This window comes from Aureimonas ureilytica DSM 18598 = NBRC 106430 (assembly GCF_000382705.1).
Lineage (GTDB): Bacteria > Pseudomonadota > Alphaproteobacteria > Rhizobiales > Rhizobiaceae > Aureimonas > Aureimonas ureilytica.
Genome location: NZ_ARQE01000008.1, coordinates 108980 through 121662, shown reverse-complemented (window position 1 = coordinate 121662; position 12683 = coordinate 108980). Strand labels below are relative to the sequence as shown.

The window sequence follows — 12683 nt, the reverse complement described above, 5'->3', positions numbered from 1 at the left end:
AAAGGATCGTGAGGATGATGAAGCAAGCCCTGCTTGCGACGGCGTTCGCCGTCGGCTTGAGCTCCATGGCCCTGGCGCAGCCGGCCCCCGCCGGCGCTCCGGCGCCCAAGGACGCCCCGATGGGCGCGGCTCCGGCCGACCAGGGCGCTCCGCCCCCGCCGGTGCGCCCCGATGAGCCGCCCCGCGCGCCGGGCGACATGGCGCCGCCGCCCAAGGGCCCCGGCCCGCATGGCATGGACGCCCCTCCCCCGCCGCCCCCGCCGCGCGGCAAGGGCGTCGATCTGCGCATGGGCAAGGACATGGGCCTGCGCATCGATTGCGGCGACGAACCGCTCGACGCCTGCCTTGCGGCGGCCAAGCCGCTGATCGACAAGATCCCCAACCTGACGCTGCCGCCCGCGCCCCCCGCCCCGCCGGCGCCCTTGGCCGGCGAGCCGAACCAGCCCCCGGCGCCTCCGGCCGCGCCGGCGCCGGACGCCCGCCCCGCCAAGCGCTTCTGACGCCTCGAACGGGAGGGGCAGCGCCCCTCCCGTTCTCTCCCTGCATCCATTCGCTCGTTCTTCCGCTGCCGCGCGATGCCAGCCGGCGGCCCGCTTTCTCTCGTTTTCGAAAGGCCTTGGCCATGCTTCGCTGGTTGCAGTTCGGCGATCTTCACGTCTGCGAAGGCGATGGCTGGGAGAGTCTGGACCGCTTCCGGCGGCTGGTGGACGAGGCCAATCGAGGCTTGGCCGGGCGGGTCGATTTCGCGGTTCTGCCGGGCGACAACGCCAACCACGCGCAGCCGGAGGAATTCCGCTGCATCGCCGAAGTGGCCGGCCGCCTTCGCCTGCCGCTGCATATCCTGCCGGGCGATCATGATTTCGAAGCGGGGCATCTCGACACGTTCCGCGCGCTTCTGGCGCCCGCGCCCCTGCCGCGCGCCGAGACGATCGGCGACACGCAATGCCTGTTTCTGGATATCGTCAGCGCCGGGTCCGGCGGGCCGGACTTCCGCCTCGGCGCGGCGCAGACGGCTTGGCTCCACCGCACACTTCAACAGGGCGAAGCGCAGCGGCGGCTCGTCTTCATGCATGCCTTCCCCGGCGATCTCCGGGATGGCTGCGAGGAGATCGCGGCGCTTTTCGCCCGCAGCGGGGTCGCCTATGTCGGCACCGGCCACACGCATTACAACGACCTTCTCAACGACGGCCACGTCATCTACGGCGCGACGCGCTCCACCGGCGAGATCGAGGAAGGCGCGCCCGGCTTCTCGGTGTCGGCGCTCGATGGGGACGTCGTGTCCTGGCGCTTCAAGACGCTGGAGTCCGGCTGGCCCTTCGTTCTCGTCACCTCGCCGTCCGACTGGCGGCTGGCGACGGATACCCAGTCGCGCACGCAGGTTCCCGAGGCCGCGATCATGGTGCGCGCCGAAGTGTTCGGCGCCTCCTCCTCCGTCACCGCCCGGCTCGACGACGCGCGCGAGACGGCGCTGACGCAGGATGGCGACGGCGTCTGGTGCGCCCGCTTCGAGGACGTGGCCGACGGGCTCCACAGGCTCGACGTGACCGCGACGGACGCCGGAGGGCAGAGCGACACGGATCGGATCGAGGTGCTCGTGCGCAAGGCGCGCGAGCGGCCCAAGCGCCCGCCAAGCCTCGCGCTCGGGCGCGACGTGCATTCCGTGCGCGTCTGGCCGCACAAGGGCATTCCGGGCGGGCGGCTCGGGCCGAACGCCAACGGACGCAAATGGTAGAGGACCGCACCGGCCCTCCGGAGGCGCGGTTCGAACCGTCCCGATGACCCCCGAACGGGGCGGCGGGCTTGCCTCCCGCCGCCCCGTTCACGCGTCGATCACGCGATCGTTCGTCGGCGGCCGGGATGGAGCGGGTAGGCTCGTGCGTATGCTGGGCATGAGTGAGACGGACAAGAACAGCGACGGCTCGAGCACAAAGGCGACATGCGGACGCGGCGTCCTCCCCGCTGCGATCCGCCCCTTCGGCACGGCGCCTTCCGGCTCACTCGCCCTTTCCGACATCAAGGACGAGACCCTATGAATCGCGACGAGCAGACGCTGATCCAGAACCTTTTCGGCAAGCTCTCGGAGGTCGAGCGCCAGGCGCCGCCCCGTGAGGCCGATGCGGATCGCTTCATTCAGGACAGCGTCGCCCGCCAGCCCGCCGCGCCCTACTACATGGCGCAGACGATCATCGTGCAGGAGCAGGCGCTGGAAGCGGCGCATGCCCGCATCAAGGAACTGGAATCCCAGCCGAGCCGGACCCAAAGCTCGGGCGGCTTCTTCGGCTCGCTCTTCGGCGGCTCGCAGGCGCCGCGCCAGCAACCGGCCCCCGGCGCGCAGCAGGCCTACCGTCAGGGCGGCCATGGCCAGCCGGGCGCGGCGCCGGCCGCAGGCCCCTGGGGCGGCGCGCAGCAGGCCGGCTACGGCCAGAATGGCGCCATGGGCGGCGCGATGGGTGCGGGCCGCATGGGCGGCGGGGGCGGCGGTTTCCTGGCCGGCGCGGCGCAGACGGCGATGGGCGTTGCGGGCGGCGTGATGCTCGGCTCCATGCTCACCGGCATGTTCGCGGGCGACGATGCGGCCGCCGGCGGCGAGGTGGCGGAGGCCCCCGCAGAGCCCGAGCAGGAGGTCGCCGACATGGGCGCCGACGATTTCGGTGGCGACGATTTCGACGAGGCCTGATATTTGCGAGGCAGCCAGCCGGCTTCTTGAGCACCGGCTGGCATGGGGCGGGGTCGCGCGCGGCCCCGTCGAGCCTGTCCTTCGCACCCCTGGGGTCCAATGGAAGCCTTTCTCGCCAATCTCGGCCAATTCATCCAAGCCCATCAGGCCTGGACCCTGCCGATCGTGCTCCTGATCTCGCTCGGCGAGTCTCTGGTGCTGGTGGGCCTCGTCATCCCCGCGACAGCGGTGATGCTGCTGATTGGAGGTTTGATGGGCGCGGGCCTCATCAGCCCCGTTCCCGTGCTCGTCGGCGCCATTGTCGGTGCGGTGCTCGGCGACATCGTGTCCTATGTGATCGGCCGCTGGCTCGGTCCCGGCATCGTGCATCGGCCCTTGTTCCAGCGTTATCGCCCTGCCATCGCCCGCACCCGCCTGTTCTTCCGGCGTTACGGCTTCGCCGCCGTCTTCCTCGGGCGCTTCCTCGGGCCCATCCGCTCCACCGTGCCCCTGGTCGCGGGCATGATGGCCATGGGTCAGACCCGGTTCCAGATCGCCAATGTCGCCTCGGCGGTTCTCTGGGCGCCGCTGATGCTCGCGCCCGGCTATCTCGGCGCGCGCGGGGCGGGCGAACTCGGCATGCTCAGCGGCCATGGCGCTTTCAGCGTTCTGGCCCTGGTTCTCGCGCTCACGCTGGTCGCCACGCTTCTGGGCGGCCGCCATCTGCTGCGCTCGCAAGGCGCGCGTCGGCCACGCGGCCGCGCCGCGCGGCCCGAACCGCTGTCCTGACACACGCGGGCTTCAAGCCAAGATCCAGCGGTCCGGCCTCGCAGCCGGACCGTTTTTTTTCGGCGTCCCCGTTTCCGCTTCGCCGCGCCCCACGATCCCGCGCGACCGGACCCGGACAGGCGCGACCTTCGCCGCCGGATCGCTCGCAGCCGGCGACGCCGTCCGACGCATTTCGTCATGCCGCGCCCCGCTCGCTTCACCCGCTCCGTCGATAACATTCCCGAGAGCGCGCCCCGAGCATCTTGGTAATTGCGAATGCTTCGCAATATCATTTTCAAGACGAAGCCCGAAAGGAAAGCTCCCGCATGGCGTCCCGCCGCATTCTCGCTCTCGCCACGCTTCTCTGTACCGCCGCCCTCCCCGCCATGGCGCAGCCGAGCGGCGAGCCGATCAAGGTCGTGACGACCTTCACCGTCATCGCCGACATGGCGCGCAACGTGGCGGGCGACGCCGCCGAGGTCGTGTCCGTGACCAAGCCCGGCGCGGAAATCCACGGCTACGAGCCCACGCCGCGCGACATTCTCGCCGCGCAGGACGCCGACCTCGTCCTGTGGAACGGGCTCGGGCTGGAGCGCTGGTTCGAGCAGTTCCTGCGCAATCTCGGCGATGTGCCCGCTGCCACCGTGTCGGACGGCATCGCGCCGATCCCGATCTCGGACGGCGCCTATTCCGGCCGCGCCAACCCCCATGCCTGGATGGGTCTCAACAATGCGCTCGTCTATGTCGACAACATCCGCGACGCGCTGATCGCCCGCGACGGGGCGAATGCCGAGACCTACCGGGCCAATGCCGAGCGCTACAAGACGGAAATCCGTGAGACGATCGAGCCCTTGCGCGGGCGTCTTGCCGGCATACCCGAGGACAAGCGCTGGCTCGTGACCTGCGAGGGCGCCTTCAGTTATCTCGCTCGCGATTTCGGCCTGCGCGAACTCTACCTCTGGCCGATCAACGCCGACCAGCAGGGCACACCGCAGCAGGTGCGCAAGGTCGTCGACGGCTTGAAGGCGAACGGCGTGCCGGCCGTGTTCTGCGAAAGCACGGTGAGCCAGGCGCCGGCCGAGCAGGTCGCCCGCGAGACGGGCGCGCGCTACGGCGGCGTTCTCTATGTCGATTCCCTCAGCGCCGAGGGCGGACCGGTGCCGACCTATCTCGACCTTCTGCGCGTCACCTCGCAAACCGTCGTGGACGGGCTGACCGAGGCGACGAACTGACATGACCGGAGCGGGGGAGACGGAAGGCGCGGGGATCGACGCGCGCGGCGTCACGGTGACCTATCGCAACGGCCACACGGCGCTGCGCGACGCGAGCTTCGCCATCCCGCGCGGCACGGTGACGGCGCTCGTCGGCATCAACGGCGCGGGCAAGTCCACCCTGTTCAAGGCGATCATGGGTTTCGTGCCGGCGGCGCACGGCGAGATCCGCCTCGTCGGGCGAAGCGTGCGCGAGGCGCTGCGCGCCAATCTCGTGGCTTATGTTCCGCAGTCGGAAGACGTCGACTGGAGCTTTCCGGTTCTGGTCGAGGACGTGGTGATGATGGGGCGCTACGGGCATATGGGCTTTCTGCGCCGACCCAAAGCCGCCGATCGGCAAGCCGTGGACACGGCGCTCGCCCGTGTCGGCCTCGCCGATCTTCGTCGCCGCCAGATCGGCGAGTTGTCCGGCGGCCAGCGCAAGCGCGCCTTTCTCGCCCGGGCCCTCGCGCAGGATGGTCAGGTCATTCTCCTGGACGAGCCCTTCACCGGCGTCGACGTGAAGACCGAGGATCGGATCGTGTCGCTCCTGCGCGAGATGCGCGGCGAGGGTCGGGTCATGCTGGTGTCCACCCACGATCTCGGCTCGGTGCCGGACTTCTGCGATCGCACCGTTCTGGTGAAGGGCACGGTTCTCGCCGCCGGACCGACCGCCGAGGTCTTCACGCCGGCCAATCTGGAGCGCGCCTTCGGCGGCGCGCTGCGTCCCCTGGCCCTCCCCGCCGGCACACCGGCCGCGAGCGCGGGCTTCGTGTCCGCGCCCGGCGGCGAGCCGCCTCCTGCCGTCCGGACCGGCCATCTCGCCACGGTCGAGAGCGGCGTGGCGCGATGATGACGACGCTTCTGGAGCCCTTCGGCTACGCTTATATGACCAACGCGCTCTGGGTCAGCGCGCTGGTCGGAGGCGTGTGCGCCTTTCTCTCGGCCTATCTCACGCTCAAGGGCTGGTCGCTGATCGGCGACGCGCTCAGCCATTCCGTCGTGCCGGGCGTCGCCGGCGCCGTCATGCTCGGCCTGCCCTTCGCGCTCGGCGCCTTCCTGTCAGGCGGTCTGGCGGCGGGAGCCATGCTGTTTCTTTCGGAGCGCTCGGGCCTGAAGGCTGATGTCGTGATCGGCATCATCTTCACCAGCTTCTTCGGGCTCGGCCTGTTCATGGTCTCGCTCGACCCGATCGCCGTCTCGATCCAGACCATCACGTTCGGCAACATTCTCGCCATCACGCCCGAGGACACGTTGCAGCTCGCCATCATCGGCTTCGTGAGCCTGGCGATCCTGCTTCTCAAGTGGAAGGATCTGATGGTGGCCTTCTTCGACGAGACCCATGCACGCTCGATCGGTCTTCGCCCGCGGCTTCTCAAAGCCCTGTTCTTCGTGCTCCTGTCGGCTGCCGTGGTCGCCGCCATGCAGACGGTCGGCGCCTTCCTCGTCGTCGCGCTGGTGGTGACGCCGGGCGCCACCGCCTATCTTCTCTGCGATCGGTTCTCGCGCCTTCTCGCGCTGTCCGTCCTGATCGGCGCCGGCACGAGCTTTCTCGGCGCCTATGCCAGCTACTTCCTCGACGGGGCGACGGGCGGCGTCATCGTCGTCCTGCAGACGCTGGTCTTCCTCGCGGCCTTCCTTCTGGCGCCCAAGCATGGGCTCCTCGCCGCGCGGCGCAAGGCGGCGCGAGCGCTGCGGGAGGCCCATCCGTGAGCCTCGATCTCGCGCTTCTGCCCTTCCAGCTTCCCTTCATGCGGGACGCGTTCCTGATCTGCCTTCTCGTGTCCGTGCCCACGGCGCTCCTGTCCTGCTTCCTCGTGCTCAAGGGCTGGGCGCTGATGGGCGACGCGGTGAGCCATGCCGTGCTGCCGGGGATCGTGCTGGCCTGGATCGCCGGCCTGCCCCTGATCCTCGGCGCCTTTGCCGCCGGCATGCTCTGCTCGCTCGCCACCGGTTGGCTGGCGGACAACAGCCGCGTGAAGCGCGACACGGTGATGGGCGTCGTGTTTTCCGGCCTGTTCGGCCTCGGCATCGTCCTCAACGCCGCCTTTCCCTCCGACCAGCATCTGGATCATGTCCTGTTCGGCAATCTCCTCGGCGTCGGCCCGGACGATCTTCTCACCGCCGGGCTGATCGGCGGCTTCGTATCCCTCGTCCTCCTTCTCAAGTGGAAGGACTTCCTTCTCCACGCTTTCGACCCGGTTCAGGCCCGCGTGTCGGCCCTGCGCACGAGCTGGCTGCATTACGGGCTCCTGGGGCTCCTGTCGCTGACCGTGGTGGCGACGCTGTCCTCGGTGGGGCTGATCCTCGCCGTCGCGCTTCTGGTGACGCCCGGCGCCATCGCCTTCCTTCTGGCGCGCTCCTTCCGGCAGATGCTGGTGATCGCCGTTCCCGCCTGTCTCCTGTCGATGGTCGGGGGCACCTATGCGAGCTTCTTCCTCGACAGCGCGCCGGCCCCCACCATCGTTCTCGCCCTCACGCTTGTCTTCCTGCTCGCGCTCTCCTGGCGCCTCGCCCGTTCGAGCGCGCGCGAGGGCACGGCCTGAACCTCAGCGCTCGCGCTCCGCCTGAGGCCGGGTCTGGTCGAGCCCCGTCACGAGGGCGACGGTCGAGGTCGAGGCCGGTCAGGTGAGGTCATGCAGGTCCTTGGCGAGATGGGACGTGAGCGCCCAGTCGGAAAAGCGGACCTCGAGCCCCGCGCGCTCGGGTGTGCAGGCCATCGGACCGACCAGATAGCGCTCACTCACCGGAAAAGGGCAAAGGCGCACCAAGGGCCAGTGCCGGCCGTCGCGCGAGGCCTGAAGGCGCAGGACGCCCTCCCGAAGCGAGGCCCGCATCCAGAAATCCGATGCGTCGCCCTCGAACGGTCCCGTCGCCCAGTCGGAACGGCCGTCGGTCAGGACGCTGCCGAGACTGGCGCGCCCATCGGACAACTCGATCCCGGCCTTGATCCAGCGGCGCTCGTCGATCCGCACCATGAGGCCCGCCTGATCGTAGAGCGTCTCGAAGCGCGCGCGAATGCGAAGCTGGGCCGTGAAGCCGTCCCCGGTCTCGACGCCGAGGAAATGGCCGCTGTCGCGCGTGAAGCCGTAATGCGTTTCGCGCCAGAAATCGCTGCCCTTCCCCGTTTCCACGAGAAGGCCGTCGGGCGAGAACTCGGCGCGCGGCGGCGGGTTCAACCATTGGCCGGTCTGAAGGCTCTGCATCGGCATCCTCGCAGGGATCGGGATCGGGTCTCCCGGGTGCGGGATCGCCGCCACGCCGTCAAGGCTCGCCCTGCCAAGACTCATCTCGACCAAGCGGCCATCGGCCGGGCAAAGCGCGGCGATTCGACCGCCGTCACGTTTTCGTGTTCGCCGCGCGCGCCGATCCCGAGACGTCGAAGATCGCCGTTGCCGCGATCGGAAGCGTCCCGCAAAGCCTTTGAAAATGCGATAAAAACGCAACGGGCCGAGCGGGGAATGGGCTAGCGCGCATCAACTGCGGCAAATTCGACAGGCCGGCCCTTCGCTTCCACAAGGGAAGCCCTATGACTGCAAGAGAAATCACGGATCGAGACCGCTCTTGCTAGTCCATGCCGCGCCTGACATGTCCCCCGCGCCTTTCGACGAGGCAGAGCGGTCGGCTGCGCTTCATTCCTACGACGCGCTCGACACGCCGCGCGAGCCGGAATTCGACGATCTCGCGCGCATTGCCGCCGAAGTCTGCGGCACGCCGATCGCGGTCGTGAATCTCGTCGACACGAAGCGGCAGTTCTTCAAGGCGGAGGTCGGGCTCGGCGTGCGGGAAACCCCGCTCGAAACCTCGTTCTGCGGCAAGGCGATCCTCTCGGCCGACTTCATGATGGTGCCGGACGCGCGCGCGGACGCGCGGTTCAATTGCAGCCCGCTGGTCACGGGCGAACCGGGCCTGCGCTTCTATGCCGGCGCGCTTCTGAAGACCAAGACCGGCCTGCCGATCGGCACGATGTGCGTTCTCGACTACGAGCCGCGCGAGCTGGACCAGCACCAGATCCGCACGCTGCATCTCCTGGCGCGGCAGGCGATGACGCAGTTCGAGCTGCGCAAGGCGCTGGCCGAGCGCGAAAGCGCGCTCGCCGCCTCGCAGGCCGCCGAGGCCGAGTTCCGCGCGATGACCGAGGACGCGCCGGCCATTCTCTGGGTGACGGACCCGGAAGCGCGCTGCCTCTTCCTGAACCGCGCCTGGTACAGTTTCACCGGCCAGTCGCGCGAGGAGGCCGAGGGCTCCGGCTGGCTCGACGCCACTCACCCGGACGACAGCGCCGACGCGCGCCACACGCTTCGCACGGCCTATGCGCGCCGGGAGCCGTTCAGCGTGGAGCTTCGCCTGCGCCATCACGACGGCAGCTATCGCTCGGCGATCAACAGCGGCACGCCGCGCTTCGGCGCGGACGGCGCGTTTCTGGGCTATGTCGGCGCGGTGCTCGACATTCATCCGCTGCGTCAGGCCGAGCAGATGCAGCAGGTCGCCATGCGCGAGCTGTCCCACCGCATGAAGAACGGCCTCGCCATGGTGCAGGCGATCGTGTCGCAGAGCTTCCGCCACGCGACCTCGCTGGAACAGGCCTCCGACAGCATCACCAACCGCATCGCGGCGCTGGCCCGCGCACAGGACACGCTGGTGCGCCCCGATCTCGCCGACTCGCCCGTCGAGGAGGTCGTCGGCAAGGCACTGACGCCGCATGTGGACGACGAGCAGCGCGTCGACGTCGCCGGCCCGCATGTCACGCTCGCCTCCGAACGGGCGCTCGGCCTTGCCATCGCGATCCACGAACTCGCCACCAACGCGGTGAAATACGGCGCGCTGTCGGTTCCCGAAGGCCGGGTGCGGATCACCTGGGAGCACGAGGACGAACGGTTCGACTTCGTCTGGCAGGAGATCGGCGGGCCGCCGGTCGTCGCGCCCGAGCGCAGCGGCTTCGGCTCGCGCCTTCTGGAGCGCGTGGTGCCCGCCTATTTCGGCGGACAGGCCGACCGGCGCTTCGAGGCCGATGGCTTCTCCTATGTCCTCAAGGGCCGCATCCAGCCGAACGCTTGAAACGCCCGCCCCCGGAGGCGGCGAGGCGGATCAGACCAGATATTGGATATGCGGCTTGCCGTGATGGGCCGAGGGCTCGACATGCGCGCGCACGTTGAAGACCTCGCGCAGGAGGTCTTCGGTCAGCACCTCCTCCGGCGTGCCCGCCGCCACGACGCGGCCACCCTTCATCACGAGAAGCCGGTCGCAGAACATGGCGGCGTGGTTGAGATCGTGCAGCGCCACGATGCTGGTGAGGTTCAGCGTCGAGACGAGCCGCAGAAGCGCGATCTGATGCTCGACATCGAGATGGTTGGTCGGCTCGTCCAGCAGCATCTCGCGCGGGGCCTGGGCAAGCGCCCGCGCGATCTGCGCCCGCTGGCGCTCGCCGCCCGACAGATGCTGCCAGGACGCCTCGCGCTTGCCGCTCATGCCGGCCGAGGCGAGCGCCGTCTCCACCGCCGTCTCGTCCTCGCGCGTCCAGGAGGACAGCGCGGAGCGATGCGGAATGCGGCCGAGGCGCACGACATCCACGACCTTCAGATCGGCGGTGGTGGCGGCCGATTGCTCGACATAGGCGATGCGCCGCGCGAGGGCCTTGCGCGCGAGCCGGCCCATGTCGTCGCCGTCCAGCATGACGCGGCCGGACTGGGCGCGGCGCAGGCCCGCCAGAATGCGCAGGAGCGAGGTCTTGCCCGAGCCGTTCGGGCCGAGAAGCCCGAGCATCCGGCCCGGCTCCACCTCCAGCGACACGTCGTCGACGATCGTGGTTCGACCGACCTTCCAGACGAGATTTTCCGCTTTGATGGTCATGAGAAGCGCTTCGCCCGGTAGAGGATGAGGGAGAAGAAGGGCACGCCCACCAGCGCGGTGACGACGCCGATCGGCAGGACCTGCTGGGGCACCACGATGCGCGAGGCGATATCGGCGAGCACCATGAAGATCGCCCCGGCGACGACGCAGGCCGGCAGGACGCGGGCATGGAGCGGGCCGACCAGAAAGCGCACCGCATGCGGCACGACGAGGCCGACAAAGCCGATCGAGCCGACGATGCTGACGATCGTGGCCGCCATCAGGGCGGTCGCGGCGAAGAGGAGAACGCGCGTGCGCCCGACCGGAATGCCGAGCGAGGCGGCCGCGTCGTCGCCGAAGGTGAAGGCGTCCAGAACGCGCGAATGGGCGAGGCACAGAACGAAACCGACGAGCACCACGACGCTCACCAGCTGCACGTCGGGCCAGCGCACGCCGCCGAAGCTTCCCAGAAGCCAGAACATGATGTCGCGCGCCTGCTGCGCGTCGGCGGCGGTGGTGACGATATAGGAGGTCAGCGCGTTGAAGAGCTGCGAGGCCGCGACGCCCGCCAGAATCGTGCGATCCGTGCCGCCGCGCGTGCCGTTGGACAGAAGCGCGACGAAGAGAAAGGCCATGAAGGCGCCGGCAAAGGCGCCCATGGAGAGGGTGACGGCGCCCGCGCCGAGCCCCAGGATCACCACCGCCACCGCGCCCGTCGAGGCGCCGGCGGAAATGCCGAGGACATAGGGCTCGGCCAGCGCGTTGCGCAGGAGCGACTGCAGGACGGCGCCGCACAGCGCCAGACCCGCGCCGCAGCAGGCCGCGGCGAGCGCGCGGCTCAGCCGATAGTCCATCACGACGCTCTCGTGGATGCGGTTCAGGGAGACCGCGGTCCAGCCCAGCCGATTGGTGACGGCGTAGAAGGTGGTGCTCGGCGAGATCGGCAGATCGCCGGTGCGCACGCTCAGCGCGATCGCGGCGAGCGTGACCACGAGGCAGAACGCAAGAAGCAGGCCGAATGCGGCCTGCTTCTCCCAGTGCGCGAAGCGGATTGTCACTTCGATTTCGCCTCGATCTCCTCGAGCTGCTTCTCGACCTGCTCGGCGCCGCGGATGGTGCGAACCGTCGGATTCATGGCCTGTCCGTCCATGACGACGATGCGGCCCTGCTTGACGGATTCGAGCTGGCTGACGGCGGGATCGGTCGTCAGGAACTTGATCTTGGCCGCCGGCTTGTCGAGTTCCCAACGGTTGCGGTCGAGATCGGCCACGACGAAGACGTCGGGATTGGCGGCGATGATGCCTTCCCAGTTCAGCGTCGGCCATTCGGCCTCGCTCTGGATCGCGCTCCGTCCACCCAGGAGATCGGCGATGAAGCCGCCGGGTCCGAGCTTGCCCGTCAGATAGGCGTCGGCCGACGGGGACGGGCTGGAGAACCAGAAGAGGTAGGAGTAATCCTTGCCCCGGGCCTTGGCCTTCTCACGCAGCGTCGCCTCGCGCGCCTTGAAGTCGGCGATCACGGCCTGACCCTTGTCCTGCACGTCGAAGATGCGCGAGAGGTCGTCGATCTCCTTGTAGACGAGATCCATGTTCCAGAGTTCGGAACGGCTGCCGTAGATGTCCTTCGTGTCCTGCCGGTTGGTGCAGGTGCTCGGCGACAGGTAGCTCGGAATGCCGAGCTTGGCGAAGTCCTCGCGGCTGGCCACCTTGCTCTCGGGGCCGAGCAGGAGCACGGTCTGGGCGGCGACGAAGTCGGGCTCCTGCGCCAGGACGGCCTCGAAGGTCGGAATCTCGACCGTCAGAACCTTGACCTTCTCGTTCGCCTTGGCGAGTTCCGGCATGACCTTGCTCGGCCAGAAGGCGCTCGCGGCCAGACGATCCTCGAGGCCGAGAAGCAGGAGGATTTCGGCGCTGTTGGCTCCGAGCGCGACGGTCCGCGAGGGGGCCTTGTCGAAGCGCACTTCGACGCCGCAATTCTCGATCACCAACGGATATTGTGTCGGCTCGGCACGTGCGGGAACGGAACCGAGGGCGAGCGTAAGGCCCACGGCGGCGGTGGTCAGAGCGGACAGGCGCACGAACAGCATCCTCAACGAAACAGCTTGCGGCTGCGGTCTATAGCCGCCCCCACAAAAAAACAAGCCATTCGTAGTCATCTTTTCCGAAAGGATGTATCCGCGC

The 12683-nt window shown here is 68.9% G+C and carries 13 protein-coding genes; 9 read left to right on the top strand and 4 right to left on the bottom strand.

Annotated features, from left to right (window positions below):
- The first annotated feature begins 14 nt into the window (after positions 1 to 14).
- From B146_RS27910 to B146_RS0116925, 8 genes are all read left to right on the top strand, one after another.
- Entirely contained in the window at positions 15 to 500 is a 486-nt protein-coding gene (locus B146_RS27910; protein ID WP_019997667.1) for a hypothetical protein, read from the top strand.
- Positions 501 to 622: 122 nt separating this feature from the next.
- Positions 623 to 1732, top strand: a complete 1110-nt coding sequence (locus B146_RS0116960) for a metallophosphoesterase (RefSeq protein WP_019997666.1) — start codon at positions 623 to 625, stop codon at positions 1730 to 1732.
- Between the two features lie 297 nt (positions 1733 to 2029).
- Positions 2030 to 2677 carry a DUF2076 domain-containing protein gene (locus B146_RS0116950; protein WP_019997664.1) on the top strand — a complete coding sequence of 216 codons (648 nt, stop codon included), beginning with the start codon at positions 2030 to 2032 and terminating at the stop codon, positions 2675 to 2677.
- A gap of 99 nt (positions 2678 to 2776) precedes the next feature.
- Positions 2777 to 3445 carry a DedA family protein gene (locus B146_RS0116945; RefSeq protein ID WP_019997663.1) on the top strand — a complete coding sequence of 223 codons (669 nt, stop codon included), beginning with the start codon at positions 2777 to 2779 and terminating at the stop codon, positions 3443 to 3445.
- A gap of 305 nt (positions 3446 to 3750) precedes the next feature.
- A complete protein-coding gene (locus B146_RS0116940; RefSeq protein WP_019997662.1) occupies positions 3751 to 4656 on the top strand; it encodes a metal ABC transporter substrate-binding protein in 906 nt (301 codons plus the stop codon).
- A 1-nt stretch (position 4657) separates the two neighbouring features.
- The gene (locus B146_RS0116935; protein WP_019997661.1) at positions 4658 to 5527 is read left to right on the top strand and encodes a manganese/iron ABC transporter ATP-binding protein; all 870 of its coding nucleotides are present in this window, start codon (positions 4658 to 4660) and stop codon (positions 5525 to 5527) included.
- Complete coding sequence (locus B146_RS0116930; RefSeq protein WP_040408702.1) at positions 5527 to 6387, top strand: metal ABC transporter permease; 861 nt, start codon at positions 5527 to 5529, stop codon at positions 6385 to 6387. The genes B146_RS0116935 and B146_RS0116930 overlap by 1 nt, the downstream gene beginning before the upstream one ends.
- The gene (locus B146_RS0116925; protein ID WP_019997659.1) at positions 6384 to 7220 is read left to right on the top strand and encodes a metal ABC transporter permease; all 837 of its coding nucleotides are present in this window, start codon (positions 6384 to 6386) and stop codon (positions 7218 to 7220) included. The genes B146_RS0116930 and B146_RS0116925 overlap by 4 nt, the downstream gene beginning before the upstream one ends.
- 78 nt (positions 7221 to 7298) lie before the next feature.
- On the opposite strand, the gene B146_RS0116920 is transcribed toward B146_RS0116925, so the two are convergent.
- Positions 7299 to 7880, bottom strand: coding sequence for a DUF1349 domain-containing protein (locus B146_RS0116920; protein ID WP_019997658.1), 582 nt, complete (start codon positions 7878 to 7880; stop codon positions 7299 to 7301).
- A 382-nt stretch (positions 7881 to 8262) separates the two neighbouring features.
- On the opposite strand from B146_RS0116920, the gene B146_RS0116910 reads away from it, so the two are divergent.
- Positions 8263 to 9732: an HWE histidine kinase domain-containing protein gene (locus B146_RS0116910; RefSeq protein WP_019997656.1), complete on the top strand. Its 1470-nt coding sequence runs from the start codon at positions 8263 to 8265 to the stop codon at positions 9730 to 9732.
- A gap of 30 nt (positions 9733 to 9762) precedes the next feature.
- Here the strand turns inward: B146_RS0116910 and B146_RS0116905 are convergent, their stop codons facing one another.
- Genes B146_RS0116905 through B146_RS29870 form a run of 3 tightly spaced genes read right to left on the bottom strand, consistent with a single transcriptional unit; the run spans position 9763 to position 12589 of the window.
- Complete coding sequence (locus B146_RS0116905; RefSeq protein ID WP_019997655.1) at positions 9763 to 10524, bottom strand: ABC transporter ATP-binding protein; 762 nt, start codon at positions 10522 to 10524, stop codon at positions 9763 to 9765.
- Positions 10521 to 11561, bottom strand: coding sequence for a FecCD family ABC transporter permease (locus B146_RS0116900; protein WP_019997654.1), 1041 nt, complete (start codon positions 11559 to 11561; stop codon positions 10521 to 10523). The genes B146_RS0116905 and B146_RS0116900 overlap by 4 nt, the downstream gene beginning before the upstream one ends.
- The gene (locus tag B146_RS29870; protein ID WP_019997653.1) at positions 11558 to 12589 is read right to left on the bottom strand and encodes an ABC transporter substrate-binding protein; all 1032 of its coding nucleotides are present in this window, start codon (positions 12587 to 12589) and stop codon (positions 11558 to 11560) included. The genes B146_RS0116900 and B146_RS29870 overlap by 4 nt, the downstream gene beginning before the upstream one ends.
- Between the last annotated feature and the right edge of the window lie 94 nt (positions 12590 to 12683).

Excerpts from the sequence above, each read along its gene's own strand:
- B146_RS27910 (WP_019997667.1), top strand. The coding sequence starts at position 15 with ATGATGAAGCAAGCCCTGCTTGCGACGGCGTTCGCCGTCGGCTTGAGC.
- B146_RS0116960 (WP_019997666.1), top strand. The coding sequence starts at position 623 with ATGCTTCGCTGGTTGCAGTTCGGCGATCTTCACGTCTGCGAAGGCGAT.
- B146_RS0116950 (WP_019997664.1), top strand. The coding sequence starts at position 2,030 with ATGAATCGCGACGAGCAGACGCTGATCCAGAACCTTTTCGGCAAGCTC.
- B146_RS0116945 (WP_019997663.1), top strand. The coding sequence starts at position 2,777 with ATGGAAGCCTTTCTCGCCAATCTCGGCCAATTCATCCAAGCCCATCAG.
- B146_RS0116940 (WP_019997662.1), top strand. The coding sequence starts at position 3,751 with ATGGCGTCCCGCCGCATTCTCGCTCTCGCCACGCTTCTCTGTACCGCC.
- B146_RS0116935 (WP_019997661.1), top strand. The coding sequence starts at position 4,658 with ATGACCGGAGCGGGGGAGACGGAAGGCGCGGGGATCGACGCGCGCGGC.
- B146_RS0116930 (WP_040408702.1), top strand. The coding sequence starts at position 5,527 with ATGACGACGCTTCTGGAGCCCTTCGGCTACGCTTATATGACCAACGCG.
- B146_RS0116920 (WP_019997658.1), bottom strand. The coding sequence starts at position 7,880 with ATGCAGAGCCTTCAGACCGGCCAATGGTTGAACCCGCCGCCGCGCGCC.
- B146_RS0116910 (WP_019997656.1), top strand. The coding sequence starts at position 8,263 with ATGTCCCCCGCGCCTTTCGACGAGGCAGAGCGGTCGGCTGCGCTTCAT.
- B146_RS0116905 (WP_019997655.1), bottom strand. The coding sequence starts at position 10,524 with ATGACCATCAAAGCGGAAAATCTCGTCTGGAAGGTCGGTCGAACCACG.
- B146_RS29870 (WP_019997653.1), bottom strand. The coding sequence starts at position 12,589 with ATGCTGTTCGTGCGCCTGTCCGCTCTGACCACCGCCGCCGTGGGCCTT.